Source organism: Burkholderia sp. L-4 (assembly GCF_056856535.1).
In genome coordinates this window covers 2529811-2543097 of record NZ_JBXEOX010000001.1, presented here as the reverse complement: position 1 = coordinate 2543097, position 13287 = coordinate 2529811, and the positions used below count along the sequence as shown (strand labels likewise).

The 13287-nt window shown below is 59.0% G+C and carries 9 protein-coding genes, 2 tRNA genes and 3 rRNA genes; 9 read left to right on the top strand and 5 right to left on the bottom strand.

The genetic code is table 11. The features are described from left to right. The first annotated feature begins 55 nt into the window (after nt 1–55). A complete protein-coding gene (locus AC1VVG_RS11785; RefSeq protein ID WP_482835657.1) occupies nt 56–1210 on the top strand; it encodes a M14 family metallopeptidase in 1155 nt (384 codons plus the stop codon). A gap of 82 nt (nt 1211–1292) precedes the next feature. Here AC1VVG_RS11785 and AC1VVG_RS11780 read toward each other — a convergent pair whose 3' ends face one another. From AC1VVG_RS11780 to AC1VVG_RS11765, 4 genes are all read right to left on the bottom strand, one after another. Continuing rightward, nucleotides 1293–1943 carry a BspC domain-containing protein gene (locus AC1VVG_RS11780; RefSeq protein ID WP_049028785.1) on the bottom strand — a complete coding sequence of 217 codons (651 nt, stop codon included), beginning with the start codon at nt 1941–1943 and terminating at the stop codon, nt 1293–1295. Nucleotides 1944–2082: 139 nt separating this feature from the next. Then, the gene (locus AC1VVG_RS11775) at nt 2083–2757 is read right to left on the bottom strand and encodes an energy-coupling factor ABC transporter permease (RefSeq protein ID WP_034190824.1); all 675 of its coding nucleotides are present in this window, start codon (nt 2755–2757) and stop codon (nt 2083–2085) included. Nucleotides 2758–2832: 75 nt separating this feature from the next. Continuing rightward, complete coding sequence (locus AC1VVG_RS11770) at nt 2833–3669, bottom strand: response regulator transcription factor (protein ID WP_034190825.1); 837 nt, start codon at nt 3667–3669, stop codon at nt 2833–2835. Between the two features lie 212 nt (nt 3670–3881). After that, the gene (locus tag AC1VVG_RS11765) at nt 3882–5099 is read right to left on the bottom strand and encodes a DUF2863 family protein (RefSeq protein ID WP_034190826.1); all 1218 of its coding nucleotides are present in this window, start codon (nt 5097–5099) and stop codon (nt 3882–3884) included. Nucleotides 5100–5666: 567 nt separating this feature from the next. Here AC1VVG_RS11765 and AC1VVG_RS11760 point away from each other — a divergent pair. The 8 genes from AC1VVG_RS11760 to AC1VVG_RS11725 all read left to right on the top strand — a co-directional run bounded on the left by AC1VVG_RS11760 (nt 5667) and on the right by AC1VVG_RS11725 (nt 12392). Then, nucleotides 5667–7199, top strand: a 16S ribosomal RNA gene (locus AC1VVG_RS11760). Nucleotides 7200–7263: 64 nt separating this feature from the next. Next, nucleotides 7264–7340, top strand: a tRNA-Ile gene (locus AC1VVG_RS11755). A 37-nt stretch (nt 7341–7377) separates the two neighbouring features. After that, nucleotides 7378–7453: transfer RNA gene (locus AC1VVG_RS11750), tRNA-Ala, on the top strand. Between the two features lie 289 nt (nt 7454–7742). After that, a 23S ribosomal RNA gene (locus AC1VVG_RS11745) occupies nt 7743–10624 on the top strand. Nucleotides 10625–10780: 156 nt separating this feature from the next. After that, nucleotides 10781–10893 (top strand): 5S ribosomal RNA (rrf, locus tag AC1VVG_RS11740). Together the 16S, 23S and 5S rRNA genes with 2 tRNA genes alongside form the textbook arrangement of a ribosomal RNA operon. A 249-nt stretch (nt 10894–11142) precedes the next feature. Next, on the top strand, nt 11143–11547 hold the full coding sequence (gene cueR, locus AC1VVG_RS11735) for a Cu(I)-responsive transcriptional regulator (protein ID WP_034191148.1): 405 nt from the start codon (nt 11143–11145) through the stop codon (nt 11545–11547). Between the two features lie 215 nt (nt 11548–11762). Then, complete coding sequence (locus AC1VVG_RS11730) at nt 11763–11909, top strand: DUF3563 family protein (RefSeq protein ID WP_006478295.1); 147 nt, start codon at nt 11763–11765, stop codon at nt 11907–11909. Between the two features lie 114 nt (nt 11910–12023). Next, nucleotides 12024–12392: a hypothetical protein gene (locus AC1VVG_RS11725; protein ID WP_049032286.1), complete on the top strand. Its 369-nt coding sequence runs from the start codon at nt 12024–12026 to the stop codon at nt 12390–12392. A 15-nt stretch (nt 12393–12407) separates the two neighbouring features. On the opposite strand, the gene AC1VVG_RS11720 is transcribed toward AC1VVG_RS11725, so the two are convergent. Further along, the gene (locus AC1VVG_RS11720; protein ID WP_034191150.1) at nt 12408–13253 is read right to left on the bottom strand and encodes a 23S rRNA (adenine(2030)-N(6))-methyltransferase RlmJ; all 846 of its coding nucleotides are present in this window, start codon (nt 13251–13253) and stop codon (nt 12408–12410) included. Nucleotides 13254–13287 lie beyond the last annotated feature (34 nt).

Here is a 13287-nt window from a genome sequence, read left to right as displayed (position 1 = left end):
CATGGGACCGGTGCGAGCGTCAAAGCGCTCACGCCGATCGACAAAGGAGAGACAGATGGCCCTTTCGATCACCAGCAATTTCGACGCAGGCGCGATCGACGTCGTGTCGTGCGACAGCCCCGACGCGATCCGGCTGCGCGTGCGCGGCGACAATCGCTCGGAATTCGCGCAATGGTTTTACTACCGGCTGACGGGCGCGCGCGGCGAGCGGTGCGTGATGACGTTCGAGAACGCGGCCGAATGCGCGTATCCGTCGGGCTGGCGCAACTACCAGGCGGTGGCGAGCTACGATCGGGTCGACTGGTTTCGCGTGCCGACGACGTTCGACGGCAAGACGATGACCATCGACCATACGCCGGAGTTCGACAGCATCTACTACGCGTATTTCGAGCCGTATTCGGAAGAGCGTCATGCGGCGTTTCTCGGCGCGGTCCAGCAGCTGCCGCAGGCGAGCGTCGTCGAACTTGGCCGTACGGTCGAAGGCCGTCCGATGTCGCTGCTGACGCTCGGCACGCCGGAAACCGGCGACGCGCCGAAGAAGAAGGTATGGATCATCGCGCGCCAGCATCCGGGCGAGTCGATGGCCGAGTGGTTCGTCGAGGGCCTCGTCAAGCGGCTGGCGGGATGGGGCGACTGGGCTGGCGATCCGGTCGCGCGCAAGCTCTACGATCGCGTGACGTTCCACATCGTCCCGAACATGAACCCGGACGGCAGCGTGCATGGCAATCTGCGCACCAATGCGGCAGGCGCGAACCTGAATCGCGAGTGGATGGCGCCGGATGCCGAGCGCAGCCCCGAAGTGCTGGCCGTCCGTGACGCGATCCATGCGATCGGCTGCGACATGTTCTTCGACATTCACGGCGATGAGGATCTGCCGTACGTGTTCGTCGCCGGTTCGGAGATGCTGCCGAGCTTTACCGCGCAGCAGGGCAAGGAACAGGCCGCGTTCATCGACGCGTTCAAGGTCGCGAGTCCCGACTTCCAGACCGAGCACGGCTATGCGGCAAGCAAGTACAAGGAAGATGCGCTCAAGCTGGCGTCGAAATACATCGGCCACCAGTTCGGTTGCCTGTCGCTGACGCTCGAGATGCCGTTCAAGGACAACGCGAACCTGCCCGACGAGCGCGTCGGCTGGAACAGCGAGCGCAGCGCGGCGCTTGGCGCGGCGATGCTGGCCGCGATCCTGGTGCACGTCGACACGTTCGCGTAAGCGTATCGTCGCCATATGAAAAAAGCCGGGGCATCACAGGATGCCCCGGCTTTTTTGCGTCTGTCGTTGCCGCTCGGTCGTATCAGGACTTCTTCGCGGTTTTTTTCTTGACGGCTTTCTTCTGGCCGCTCGATTTCTTCGTGGTCACGGCCTTCTTGCCGGTGCGGCCCGATGCCTTCGCCTTGGCCTTGCCGCGGTGCGACTTGCCCTTGAACTTCTTCGTCGACGACGAGCGTTCCACGCGCGGCTTCAGCGGTGGGACGGGGTCGTTCCAGCTGAACGCGAGCATTTGCTGGCCGACATAACCGCAACGGAATTTCAGCGGCGTCGGGTCGCTGCCGTCGCTGTGAATGCCTTGCCCGTCGACCGTGACGATGTTGTCGACCTTCACGCGCTGCTTGCCCTGGTCGAACGAGTCGTTCCACGGCGTGATCGTCGCGTTGCCGCTGTCGAATGCGTTCGGCGCGAAGTCGACGCGGTCGAACGCTGTCGAGGTACTGGCGATGAAGCTGCCGTGCGCCGCACAATCGGCGGCGAGCGGATCGGCATGCATCTCGTTGACGAATTTGTTGATCAGTTCGGAGCGCTGGTCGAGCAGGTCGGCGAATGCCGGTGTGGGAAGCGCAAGCGACAGGCCCGCGATACAGGCTGCCAGCTTGCCGAGCGCCCGGAAAATCCGGAGCGAGGCAGGTGAGCTGTCCATCTGGTTATTGGTGAGGAGCGAATGAGACATCGGGCTCCTATAGATGCCCGATGAAGAACAGGAGTTCAATCTTAGCGTAAAAAAGTTGTGCGGCAGTAGACGGCCTGTTCTGCCGCGCCGCGGAAGAGGCGTGCGGCATGCGTGGACCGTGTGTGAATCCGGAGGAAATTCAGGCGCGCGGGCCGCCGAGGCGATAGCGCCGGACGTCGAAGGTCGTGACCCACGCAGGGCGGTAGACGGCGATGAGTGCCGTCGCCATGCCGGTGAACCACGCTTCGCCGAGCGCGAGCAGCGCGGTGTTCAGCAGATAGCCGGCCGGAATGACGACGGGCACGCCGTCCGCGAGCGCGAGCTGGACACCGGCCGCCGCTGCGGCGACCGCGACGATCGCGATGGCCGGCGACAGGAACCCCTGCCCGGTGATGAACGATGCGAGATTGTGCGGCAACCACGCGAGCGCGGCGCGCTGCAGCAACGCCGACACGGCGACAGGGAGCGCCCCGTAGATCAGATAGGTCAGGCCAATGCCCTGCCACGGCGCGTCGAAGATGATCGCGGCAACCGCCGTGACGGCGCCCATTGCGATCAGCGCGAGTGTCCAGTCGAACAGTGTGACGAGCAGCGTGGCGCCAAGCAAATGCATGACGATGCCGTCTTCGAGCCAGGCATTCGATGCCCAGAGGACCGAAATTGCGGTGACGAGCGCGAGCCACACGTGCTGCAGCGTGGCATCCTGCAGGCGTACGAACGGGCGATTCCAGATCGCGAGCGCGAGCAGGGCCGCGGCGGCGATCCAGCCACCGATGCCAACCCAGAGCGGAAGCGGTGTGAAAAGAAAACCCATGCGTTCATATTACTCGTTGAGCATCAAAGGTGGGAATCCACACATACCGACCGTCGCAATATCGAGACTGTTTGCCTAGCGCCCGCGCCGGAACCGTGCCGGTGGCTCGGCGGCGAGTGGCAGGTCTTGCGTGCCGGCGTTCACGGCCGGCAATGGGTACGGATGGTCGTTCCGTTGTGCACGCAGCGGAACCGGACCGCGTTCGCCGATGTTCGGTTTGCGTGCGCGGTTGCGGTTCGCCAGCAGCACCTCGAGGTGCGGCGAGAGCCAGCCGTTGTAGATCGCGACCGCGGCGGCGCGGTTTGCGGCACCGAGCTGCTGGAAGATGCTGGCGAGGTGGATCTTCACGGTGCCTTCGCTGATGCCGAGCGTCCGGGCGATCATCTTGTTCGTGCTGCCCATGTGGACGAAGCGCATGATCTGCGCTTGCCGCGGCGACAGGAGGCCGCTGGGCGGGCGGCGGGGAAGCGATCCGGCAAGCGTCTGGAAATGGGCATCGTGGCGTGCCGCGGCCACGGAGGGCAGCAGACTCAGCGCGCTCGGCGGAATGTAGTGCCCGCCCAGCAGCACGATCTCGAGCGCCCGCACGATCAGGTGCGGCCGCGTGGAGTGCGGGATCACGCCCGCGACACCATGGTTGAAGAAGCGCTGGACGGCATCGGGTGGCGCTTCGTCGACCAGCACGGCGGCCGGTGTCGGCGAGCACGCGCTGCAGATCGCCTGAAGCTCGCCGAGCCGGCCTACGTCGAGCCAGTCGATCGCGACGAGGTCGAAGCGCTGGGCACGCAGCAGGCGGCGCGCCTGGAAACTGTCGGGCGCATCGTTGATGCTGGCGTGACGGTCGATCTGCCGCAGCAGGGCCTTCAGTCCATCACGCCGCTCGGCGTCTGAATTGAGCATCAGGAACCGCATATTCAATCTCCGTTAGGTTGAGTCATTGATTGCTGTCGGGCATGCGTTGATTCCGATCATGACAAAGACCTTACACGATGTCTGCTAGGCTGAAAGGCTTAGGAGTTGTCCGAAATTTCGGGCGGAAAAGGATCGGACAAGAAAAAAAGCCGCTCCGGCGGGAACCGGGAGCGGCTTCGGACCGACAGGCCGTGGCGGCCTGCGGCGTCGGATCAGTGGAAGTGCGGCTGGGCGGGCGATGCGTCTTCCGGCATTTCCGCATGGACGATTTCGCCGAGCGGATCCGCGTAGAGCGGCACGCCGCAGTCGTCGCAGTATTCCGGTTCGAAGCGGCCCGCGTGCCTGCGGACGTCGGTTACGCCGCATTCCTTCAGCAGGCTCACGATTTCCTCGAGCGGTCCTTCCATCGGCGCTTCGTCTTCGAGCGTCGCGTTGTCGATCGACACGTCGCCGTTTTCGCGGCCGTACAGCGGCCAGACGACGCCGTAGATCACGTCGTTGCTGGCGCGCCGCGTGAAGCCGACGCGATACTCGTCGATGCGGCGTTCGCCGAAGCCGGCGACCACCGCGCGCAACTCCTGCGGCGCCGCACCAAGTGTGTCAAACAGATAACGAATGGCCGTTCGTACCGTGTGCGGACGGATACGCTCGTCCGCATCGCGGCAGGCCGAGTAGTACGCGTCCGGAAGCAGGCATTCGAATTCGCAGCCGGGCAGGGCGATCGACAGGTTCGGGCCGCCCTGGGCCGTCCACTGCTCGAGACACTGGCCGCGTTCGATCCGGCTGCCGTTCTCCTCTTCCTGCCAGCGGAACAGCGGCGCGCCGGCAGGCGCGGCGACGACCGCAAGGAGGAAGCGGGGATCGGCCAGGATCGGCGACGTTTCGGGCAGGTCGCCGAAGCCCAGTTTGGGCGTGTGCTGGCCGATCGCCGCATGCGCGAGCTGCTGCGCAAGGCGGTAGGTCTCGACGTGGTGCCGCGGCAGCTGGTCGATGCTGTAGAGGAACGGCGCCAGCCCGACGAGCGTGCCGTTCGCGAGGACGTGTGCCTGCAGGTGCGTTCGCAGCGCGTCGGTAACGTCGCCCTTGAGCGGACCCGACGGAATCATGTAGCGCGTCCACGCGAGCACTGGAACCGCGACCAGCAGCGCATCGTACGGCTGGCCGTCGTGCTCGATCACCATCGACTCGCTGTGCGTCTCGGCCATGTCGGCCAGTGCACCGTACGCATCGGGGTGATTCTGCTGAAGATGATCGAGTGCTGCGTCGAGCGTGGTCTGGTTGCCGTTGCGGACAATCTTGGCGAGCAGCGCATCGAGCTTCGCTTCCCAGAAGCGATCCTCGATGCGGCTGCCCGAGGCGAAGAGCGCAAGCGACAGACCGACCAGTTTGTCGGCATCGGGGGGGAGGCGTTTGGCGATTCGCTGGCGCATATTAAAGACGTATATAGAAAGAGGCGAAGAACCTCACATTCTAGTCCGTTCTGTGCACCATAAGCGGTCTCGTGCCGGGACATGCGTGGCGGGCCGAAATGCGGCTTTCGTAGAAAAAGTTGCGTCGAGCCCCTTGCGCGATTGCCGACGGGTGCATAGAATCACGCCTCTTTCGCGCTTACGGAAACGCGGCGCGGAAGGAAGGGAAGCGGTGCGGTTGAGGCCCGGCAGGAGCGGCCTCGGCGGTACGGAAGTTGAGCCCCGCGGTCGCAACGACGTAGTGCAAAAAGTTGTTGACGAACTGCGAAACACGGTTCATAATCTCGCTTCTCTGCTGCTGAAAACGCAGCGCTGCCGGGAAACACGATGTTCCTCGCAGATTGCTCTTTAAAAATTAACAGCCGATAAGTGTGGGCGCTTGATGACAGCGAGCTGATCCTCGGATCAGATAGCGAAAGTATCAAGAGTCTCACACTAAAGTAAGTCAGGTTTATGAAGTGATTCATATTCCTGTCAGCTTTGAGTGAGCGACCGGTTCTTAACCGAACCGAAAACAGTAACAGGTTTAAACTGAAGAGTTTGATCCTGGCTCAGATTGAACGCTGGCGGCATGCCTTACACATGCAAGTCGAACGGCAGCACGGGTGCTTGCACCTGGTGGCGAGTGGCGAACGGGTGAGTAATACATCGGAACATGTCCTGTAGTGGGGGATAGCCCGGCGAAAGCCGGATTAATACCGCATACGATCTACGGATGAAAGCGGGGGACCTTCGGGCCTCGCGCTATAGGGTTGGCCGATGGCTGATTAGCTAGTTGGTGGGGTAAAGGCCTACCAAGGCGACGATCAGTAGCTGGTCTGAGAGGACGACCAGCCACACTGGGACTGAGACACGGCCCAGACTCCTACGGGAGGCAGCAGTGGGGAATTTTGGACAATGGGCGAAAGCCTGATCCAGCAATGCCGCGTGTGTGAAGAAGGCCTTCGGGTTGTAAAGCACTTTTGTCCGGAAAGAAATCCTTGGCTCTAATACAGTCGGGGGATGACGGTACCGGAAGAATAAGCACCGGCTAACTACGTGCCAGCAGCCGCGGTAATACGTAGGGTGCAAGCGTTAATCGGAATTACTGGGCGTAAAGCGTGCGCAGGCGGTTTGCTAAGACCGATGTGAAATCCCCGGGCTCAACCTGGGAACTGCATTGGTGACTGGCAGGCTAGAGTATGGCAGAGGGGGGTAGAATTCCACGTGTAGCAGTGAAATGCGTAGAGATGTGGAGGAATACCGATGGCGAAGGCAGCCCCCTGGGCCAATACTGACGCTCATGCACGAAAGCGTGGGGAGCAAACAGGATTAGATACCCTGGTAGTCCACGCCCTAAACGATGTCAACTAGTTGTTGGGGATTCATTTCCTTAGTAACGTAGCTAACGCGTGAAGTTGACCGCCTGGGGAGTACGGTCGCAAGATTAAAACTCAAAGGAATTGACGGGGACCCGCACAAGCGGTGGATGATGTGGATTAATTCGATGCAACGCGAAAAACCTTACCTACCCTTGACATGGTCGGAATCCTGCTGAGAGGTGGGAGTGCTCGAAAGAGAACCGGCGCACAGGTGCTGCATGGCTGTCGTCAGCTCGTGTCGTGAGATGTTGGGTTAAGTCCCGCAACGAGCGCAACCCTTGTCCTTAGTTGCTACGCAAGAGCACTCTAAGGAGACTGCCGGTGACAAACCGGAGGAAGGTGGGGATGACGTCAAGTCCTCATGGCCCTTATGGGTAGGGCTTCACACGTCATACAATGGTCGGAACAGAGGGTTGCCAACCCGCGAGGGGGAGCTAATCCCAGAAAACCGATCGTAGTCCGGATTGCACTCTGCAACTCGAGTGCATGAAGCTGGAATCGCTAGTAATCGCGGATCAGCATGCCGCGGTGAATACGTTCCCGGGTCTTGTACACACCGCCCGTCACACCATGGGAGTGGGTTTTACCAGAAGTGGCTAGTCTAACCGCAAGGAGGACGGTCACCACGGTAGGATTCATGACTGGGGTGAAGTCGTAACAAGGTAGCCGTATCGGAAGGTGCGGCTGGATCACCTCCTTTCCAGAGCTTCTCGCATAAGTTGAGCGCTCACGCTTATCGGCTGTAAATTTAAAGACAGACTCAGGGGTCTGTAGCTCAGTCGGTTAGAGCACCGTCTTGATAAGGCGGGGGTCGTTGGTTCGAATCCAACCAGACCCACCATTGTCTGGCGGTAGGTACCTGAGGCATCTGTACTCATGGGGGCATAGCTCAGCTGGGAGAGCACCTGCTTTGCAAGCAGGGGGTCGTCGGTTCGATCCCGTCTGCCTCCACCAATCACCAACGCTAAGTGCTTGGTTCACACGCTGAACCGAGAATTTTGCATTGGCGATTGAGCCAGTCAGAGGATATCAACAGATATCGGCTGTCGTTCTTTAACAATCTGGAAGAAGTAAGTAATTTGGATAGCGGAAGCGTCTTGAGATGGACGTGAAAACTATCCGGGTTGTGATTGTATCGATGTATCTCAAGATGATTCGAACTCTATGTTTGACTCAATTTGGAATACGGCACAACGCGAGAACTCAACCTGTAGCGGCTGTCGATGAGACAGACTCGTTATAGGGTCAAGCGAACAAGTGCATGTGGTGGATGCCTTGGCGATCACAGGCGATGAAGGACGCGGTAGCCTGCGAAAAGCTACGGGGAGCTGGCAAACGAGCTTTGATCCGTAGATGTCCGAATGGGGAAACCCGGCCCTTTTGGGTCATCCTGGACTGAATACATAGGTCCAGTGAAGCGAACGCGGTGAACTGAAACATCTAAGTAACCGCAGGAAAAGAAATCAACCGAGATTCCCAAAGTAGTGGCGAGCGAAATGGGATGAGCCTTGCACTCTTTATTTGTATTGTTAGCCGAACGCTCTGGAAAGTGCGGCCATAGCAGGTGATAGCCCTGTAGGCGAAAACAGTATGAAAGAACTAGGTGTGCGACAAGTAGGGCGGGACACGTGAAATCCTGTCTGAAGATGGGGGGACCATCCTCCAAGGCTAAATACTCGTGATCGACCGATAGTGAACCAGTACCGTGAGGGAAAGGCGAAAAGAACCCCGGGAGGGGAGTGAAATAGATCCTGAAACCGCATGCATACAAACAGTCGGAGCCTCGTAAGGGGTGACGGCGTACCTTTTGTATAATGGGTCAGCGACTTACGTTCAGTAGCAAGCTTAACCGTATAGGGCAGGCGTAGCGAAAGCGAGTCCGAATAGGGCGTTCAGTTGCTGGGCGTAGACCCGAAACCAGGTGATCTATCCATGGCCAGGATGAAGGTGCGGTAACACGTACTGGAGGTCCGAACCCACTAACGTTGAAAAGTTAGGGGATGAGCTGTGGATAGGGGTGAAAGGCTAAACAAACCTGGAAATAGCTGGTTCTCTCCGAAAACTATTTAGGTAGTGCCTCGTGTCTCACCTTCGGGGGTAGAGCACTGTCATGGTTGGGGGGTCTATTGCAGATTACCCCGCCATAGCAAACTCCGAATACCGAAGAGTGCAATCACGGGAGACAGACATCGGGTGCTAACGTCCGGTGTCAAGAGGGAAACAACCCAGACCGCCAGCTAAGGTCCCCAAATATAGCTAAGTGGGAAACGAAGTGGGAAGGCTAAAACAGTCAGGAGGTTGGCTTAGAAGCAGCCACCCTTTAAAGAAAGCGTAATAGCTCACTGATCGAGTCGTCCTGCGCGGAAGATGTAACGGGGCTAAGCTATATACCGAAGCTGCGGATGCGAGCTTTGCTCGCATGGTAGGAGAGCGTTCCGTAAGCCTGCGAAGGTGCGTTGAAAAGCGTGCTGGAGGTATCGGAAGTGCGAATGCTGACATGAGTAGCGATAAAGGGGGTGAAAGGCCCCCTCGCCGTAAGCCCAAGGTTTCCTACGCAACGTTCATCGGCGTAGGGTGAGTCGGCCCCTAAGGCGAGGCAGAAATGCGTAGCTGATGGGAAGCAGGTCAATATTCCTGCACCATTGTTAGATGCGATGGGGGGACGGATCGCGGAAGGTTGTCCGGGTGTTGGAAGTCCCGGTCGCTGCATTGGAGAAGGCGCTTAGGCAAATCCGGGCGCGTAATTCAAGGGTGTGGCGCGAGCTCCTTAGGGAGCGAAGCAATTGGAAGTGGTTCCAAGAAAAGCCTCTAAGCTTCAGTCTAACGATGACCGTACCGCAAACCGACACAGGTGGGCGAGATGAGTATTCTAAGGCGCTTGAGAGAACTCGGGAGAAGGAACTCGGCAAATTGGTACCGTAACTTCGGGATAAGGTACGCCCTTGTAGCTTGACTGGCCTGCGCCAGGAGGGTGAAGGGGTTGCAATAAACTGGTGGCTGCGACTGTTTAATAAAAACACAGCACTCTGCAAACACGAAAGTGGACGTATAGGGTGTGACGCCTGCCCGGTGCCGGAAGATTAAATGATGGGGTGCAAGCTCTTGATTGAAGTCCCGGTAAACGGCGGCCGTAACTATAACGGTCCTAAGGTAGCGAAATTCCTTGTCGGGTAAGTTCCGACCTGCACGAATGGCGTAACGATGGCCACACTGTCTCCTCCCGAGACTCAGCGAAGTTGAAGTGTTTGTGATGATGCAATCTACCCGCGGCTAGACGGAAAGACCCCATGAACCTTTACTGTAGCTTTGCATTGGACTTTGAACCGATCTGTGTAGGATAGGTGGGAGGCTATGAAACCGGAACGCTAGTTTCGGTGGAGCCGTCCTTGAAATACCACCCTGGTTTGTTTGAGGTTCTAACCTTGGCCCGTGATCCGGGTCGGGGACAGTGCATGGTAGGCAGTTTGACTGGGGCGGTCTCCTCCCAAAGCGTAACGGAGGAGTACGAAGGTACGCTAGGTACGGTCGGAAATCGTGCTGATAGTGCAATGGCATAAGCGTGCTTAACTGCGAGACCGACAAGTCGAGCAGGTGCGAAAGCAGGTCATAGTGATCCGGTGGTTCTGTATGGAAGGGCCATCGCTCAACGGATAAAAGGTACTCTGGGGATAACAGGCTGATACCGCCCAAGAGTTCATATCGACGGCGGTGTTTGGCACCTCGATGTCGGCTCATCTCATCCTGGGGCTGTAGCCGGTCCCAAGGGTATGGCTGTTCGCCATTTAAAGAGGTACGTGAGCTGGGTTTAAAACGTCGTGAGACAGTTTGGTCCCTATCTGCCGTGGGCGTTGGATATTTGAAGGGGGCTGCTCCTAGTACGAGAGGACCGGAGTGGACGAACCTCTGGTGTACCGGTTGTCACGCCAGTGGCATCGCCGGGTAGCTATGTTCGGAAGAGATAACCGCTGAAAGCATCTAAGCGGGAAACTCGCCTTAAGATGAGATATCCCTGGGGACTAGATCCCCTTGAAGGGTCGTTCGAGACCAGGACGTTGATAGGTCAGGTGTGTAAGCGCAGTAATGCGTTCAGCTAACTGATACTAATTGCCCGTAAGGCTTGATCCTATAACAAGTCTGCCTTGTAGATCGGCGCCGTGTGAAAGCACCGGCCGCAAGATCCAAGCGACAAGTTGGATTCTCGTGTGTGATACACACAACTTAAAATTACTGCTTCTTCCCAGATTGGTTCTGTTGGCCACGCCAGCAGAACAACCCCCTTTGCCTGATGACCATAGCGAGTCGGTCCCACCCCTTCCCATCCCGAACAGGACCGTGAAACGACTCTACGCCGATGATAGTGCGGATTCCCGTGTGAAAGTAGGTAATCGTCAGGCTCCCTAAGCCAAGAACCCCCGCCTGATCAGGCGGGGGTTTTTGCATTTCGGCGACGAAAATGTGCGTCGACGCAGAAAACTCATCGCGTCCCGTCACTGCTCGCCAGATCCACCGCTATCCAGCTGCCAGCCCCCGATCGCGGAACGAAACCGCGTGATTTGATACGATCGACATGTCGTCAACGATTGCAACGATTGCGTTCGTCGACGTTCACGGTCGAAACCGGGGCTTGATGGAGAGGGCGGGGAATGAATATCGGCGATGCGTCACGCGAATCCGGAGTCAGCGCAAAGATGATCCGGTACTACGAACAGGTTGGCCTCCTTGCACCGAGCAAGCGTACCGACGCCGGCTACCGGATTTACGGTGCGGACGAAATCCATATCCTGCGATTCATCCGTCAGGCCCGGCGGCTTGGCTTTCTCGTCGAGGACATCCGCAAACTGCTGATGCTCTGGCAGGATCGCTCCCGTGCGAGTGCCGAAGTGAAGTCGATCGCCCTTGAGCACGTGGCCGAGCTCGACAAACGTATCGCGGAGCTGAGCGACATGCGCAACACGCTGGCCGATCTCGCCGCGCACTGCCATGGTGACGGTCGGCCGGAATGCCCGATTTTGGCGCGCCTTGCCGACCCGGTCGGTGAACCAAATTAGTGCGCGCACTCGAGCCGCAAAACGCGCCAGAATTCAATATCTATAAAAATCAACGGGTTAGGTTTGTTTTGCGATCGGCCATTCCGATTTGGAATGGTCTCCATGCAAGTATTTCACTGGCATCTTGGTGCGGCATCGCTATAATTCGGGATAACCCTATACGGGAAATCCCTGAATCTCGATTCACCAGGGGTCCCTCTTCCTTGGAGAACGTCATGATCGCCTACATCGTCGAAAAGCTGAGCAACTGGTTCGAATCCGCAGAACGTGAGCGCCGTGAGGCTTACCTCGCCACGTCGTCGGACATCGTCCAGCTCGAGAGCCGTATCCGCTCGCTCGAAACCAACGGCTACTCGCTGTAATCGGAGTTACCGTCAGGTGCCGTGTGGCACCGAACGATTAGCAAGCCCCGTATTGACGGGGCTTTGTTTTTTTGTGCACCGGATCTGGCGAAATCGTCAGTGCAGCGCTATGGTATGGGCCTGCTTTTCATCCTGAAGGACACGATCATGCGTTTGCGTCTCGATGTGCGTCGCAGTGCTCGCGCGCGTCTCGTTCTGGGCGCGGCGGTGCTTGTCCATGGCCTTGCAGCCAGTGCCGCAACGTCGTCCAAACCGCTGGTTCTCGATACGCAACGCGGTATCCAGGACGGCAAGGGCGGATTGGTCTTGCAGACAGCACCGCTGTCTGCGGAGCCGATCGTCGAGCCGGCGGGCATGCGCGCCCCGGCCGGGCAGGCGCCGAACACGTCGGTTCCGCTGTTCGTCGCGCCTTATATCAACGTTCCCACGTGGGGCGGGCAGCCAGTCAATCAGCCGCGGCTCGCGCCGAGGCCGCAGCCGTAACGGCCGGTCGCCGGATCAGTTGCCGCGGTGCTCGATCTGACAGCGGGCGCCGCTATCCTGTCCCAGCTTCTCGACCAGATAGGGCAGGGTTTCTTTCATGCTCTGCGCGAGCGTGTACGGCGGATTCAGGATGAACATCCCGCTGCCGTAGAGGCCCAGGCCGTCCGTCGGCGGATTCGATACCGTCAGCGTCAGGTGCAACCAGTTGTTCGGCTGCAGGCGCTTCAACTGCTCGGGAAAGCGCTGCGACTCCAGCCGCGTGACCTGCGGGTACCAGATCGCATAGCAGCCCGTCGCGAATCGCTTCAGGCATTCCGTCACGCAACTCACCGTGCGCGCGTAGTCCTTCTTGTCCTCGTAGGACGGGTCGATCAGCACGAGTGCACGTCGCGGCGGCGGCGGCAGCAGCGCCTTGATCCCTTCGAAGCCGTCGCCGGCGAAGATCATCGCGCGTCGCCCCGCGTCGCGGAAATTGTGGCGCAGCACGTCGATTTCGGTCGTGTGCATTTCGAACAGGCGCATGCGGTCCTGTTCGCGCATCGATCGCCAGGCGATGTACGGCGAACCGGGATAGAAGCGCAGTTCGCCATCGTCGTTCAGCGCGCGGACTTCGTCGACATACTCGCCCAGCGCTTCCGGCAGGTTCTTTTCGTCCCACAGCCGGCCGATGCCGGTGTCGAATTCCGACGTTTTTGCCGCATAGCCGTCGCGCAACGAGTACACGCCGGCACCCGCATGTGTGTCGATGTACCAGTACGACTTGTCCTTCTTGTTCAGGTAGCGCAGCAGCTGGACGACGACGGCGTGCTTGAGCACATCCGCGTGGTTGCCTGCGTGAAAACCGTGACGATAACTGAGCATGGCGGGCTGCCTGAAACGAAAGGTGAATCGATGA

Coding starts and splice junctions, on each gene's coding strand:
- AC1VVG_RS11765 (WP_034190826.1), bottom strand. CDS start 5,099: ATGCGCCAGCGAATCGCCAAACGCCTCCCCCCCGATGCCGACAAACTG.
- AC1VVG_RS11725 (WP_049032286.1), top strand. CDS start 12,024: ATGGGCCTGCTTTTCATCCTGAAGGACACGATCATGCGTTTGCGTCTC.
- AC1VVG_RS11780 (WP_049028785.1), bottom strand. CDS start 1,943: ATGTCTCATTCGCTCCTCACCAATAACCAGATGGACAGCTCACCTGCC.
- AC1VVG_RS11770 (WP_034190825.1), bottom strand. CDS start 3,669: ATGCGGTTCCTGATGCTCAATTCAGACGCCGAGCGGCGTGATGGACTG.
- AC1VVG_RS11785 (WP_482835657.1), top strand. CDS start 56: ATGGCCCTTTCGATCACCAGCAATTTCGACGCAGGCGCGATCGACGTC.
- AC1VVG_RS11720 (WP_034191150.1), bottom strand. CDS start 13,253: ATGCTCAGTTATCGTCACGGTTTTCACGCAGGCAACCACGCGGATGTG.
- AC1VVG_RS11730 (WP_006478295.1), top strand. CDS start 11,763: ATGATCGCCTACATCGTCGAAAAGCTGAGCAACTGGTTCGAATCCGCA.
- cueR (WP_034191148.1), top strand. CDS start 11,143: ATGAATATCGGCGATGCGTCACGCGAATCCGGAGTCAGCGCAAAGATG.
- AC1VVG_RS11775 (WP_034190824.1), bottom strand. CDS start 2,757: ATGGGTTTTCTTTTCACACCGCTTCCGCTCTGGGTTGGCATCGGTGGC.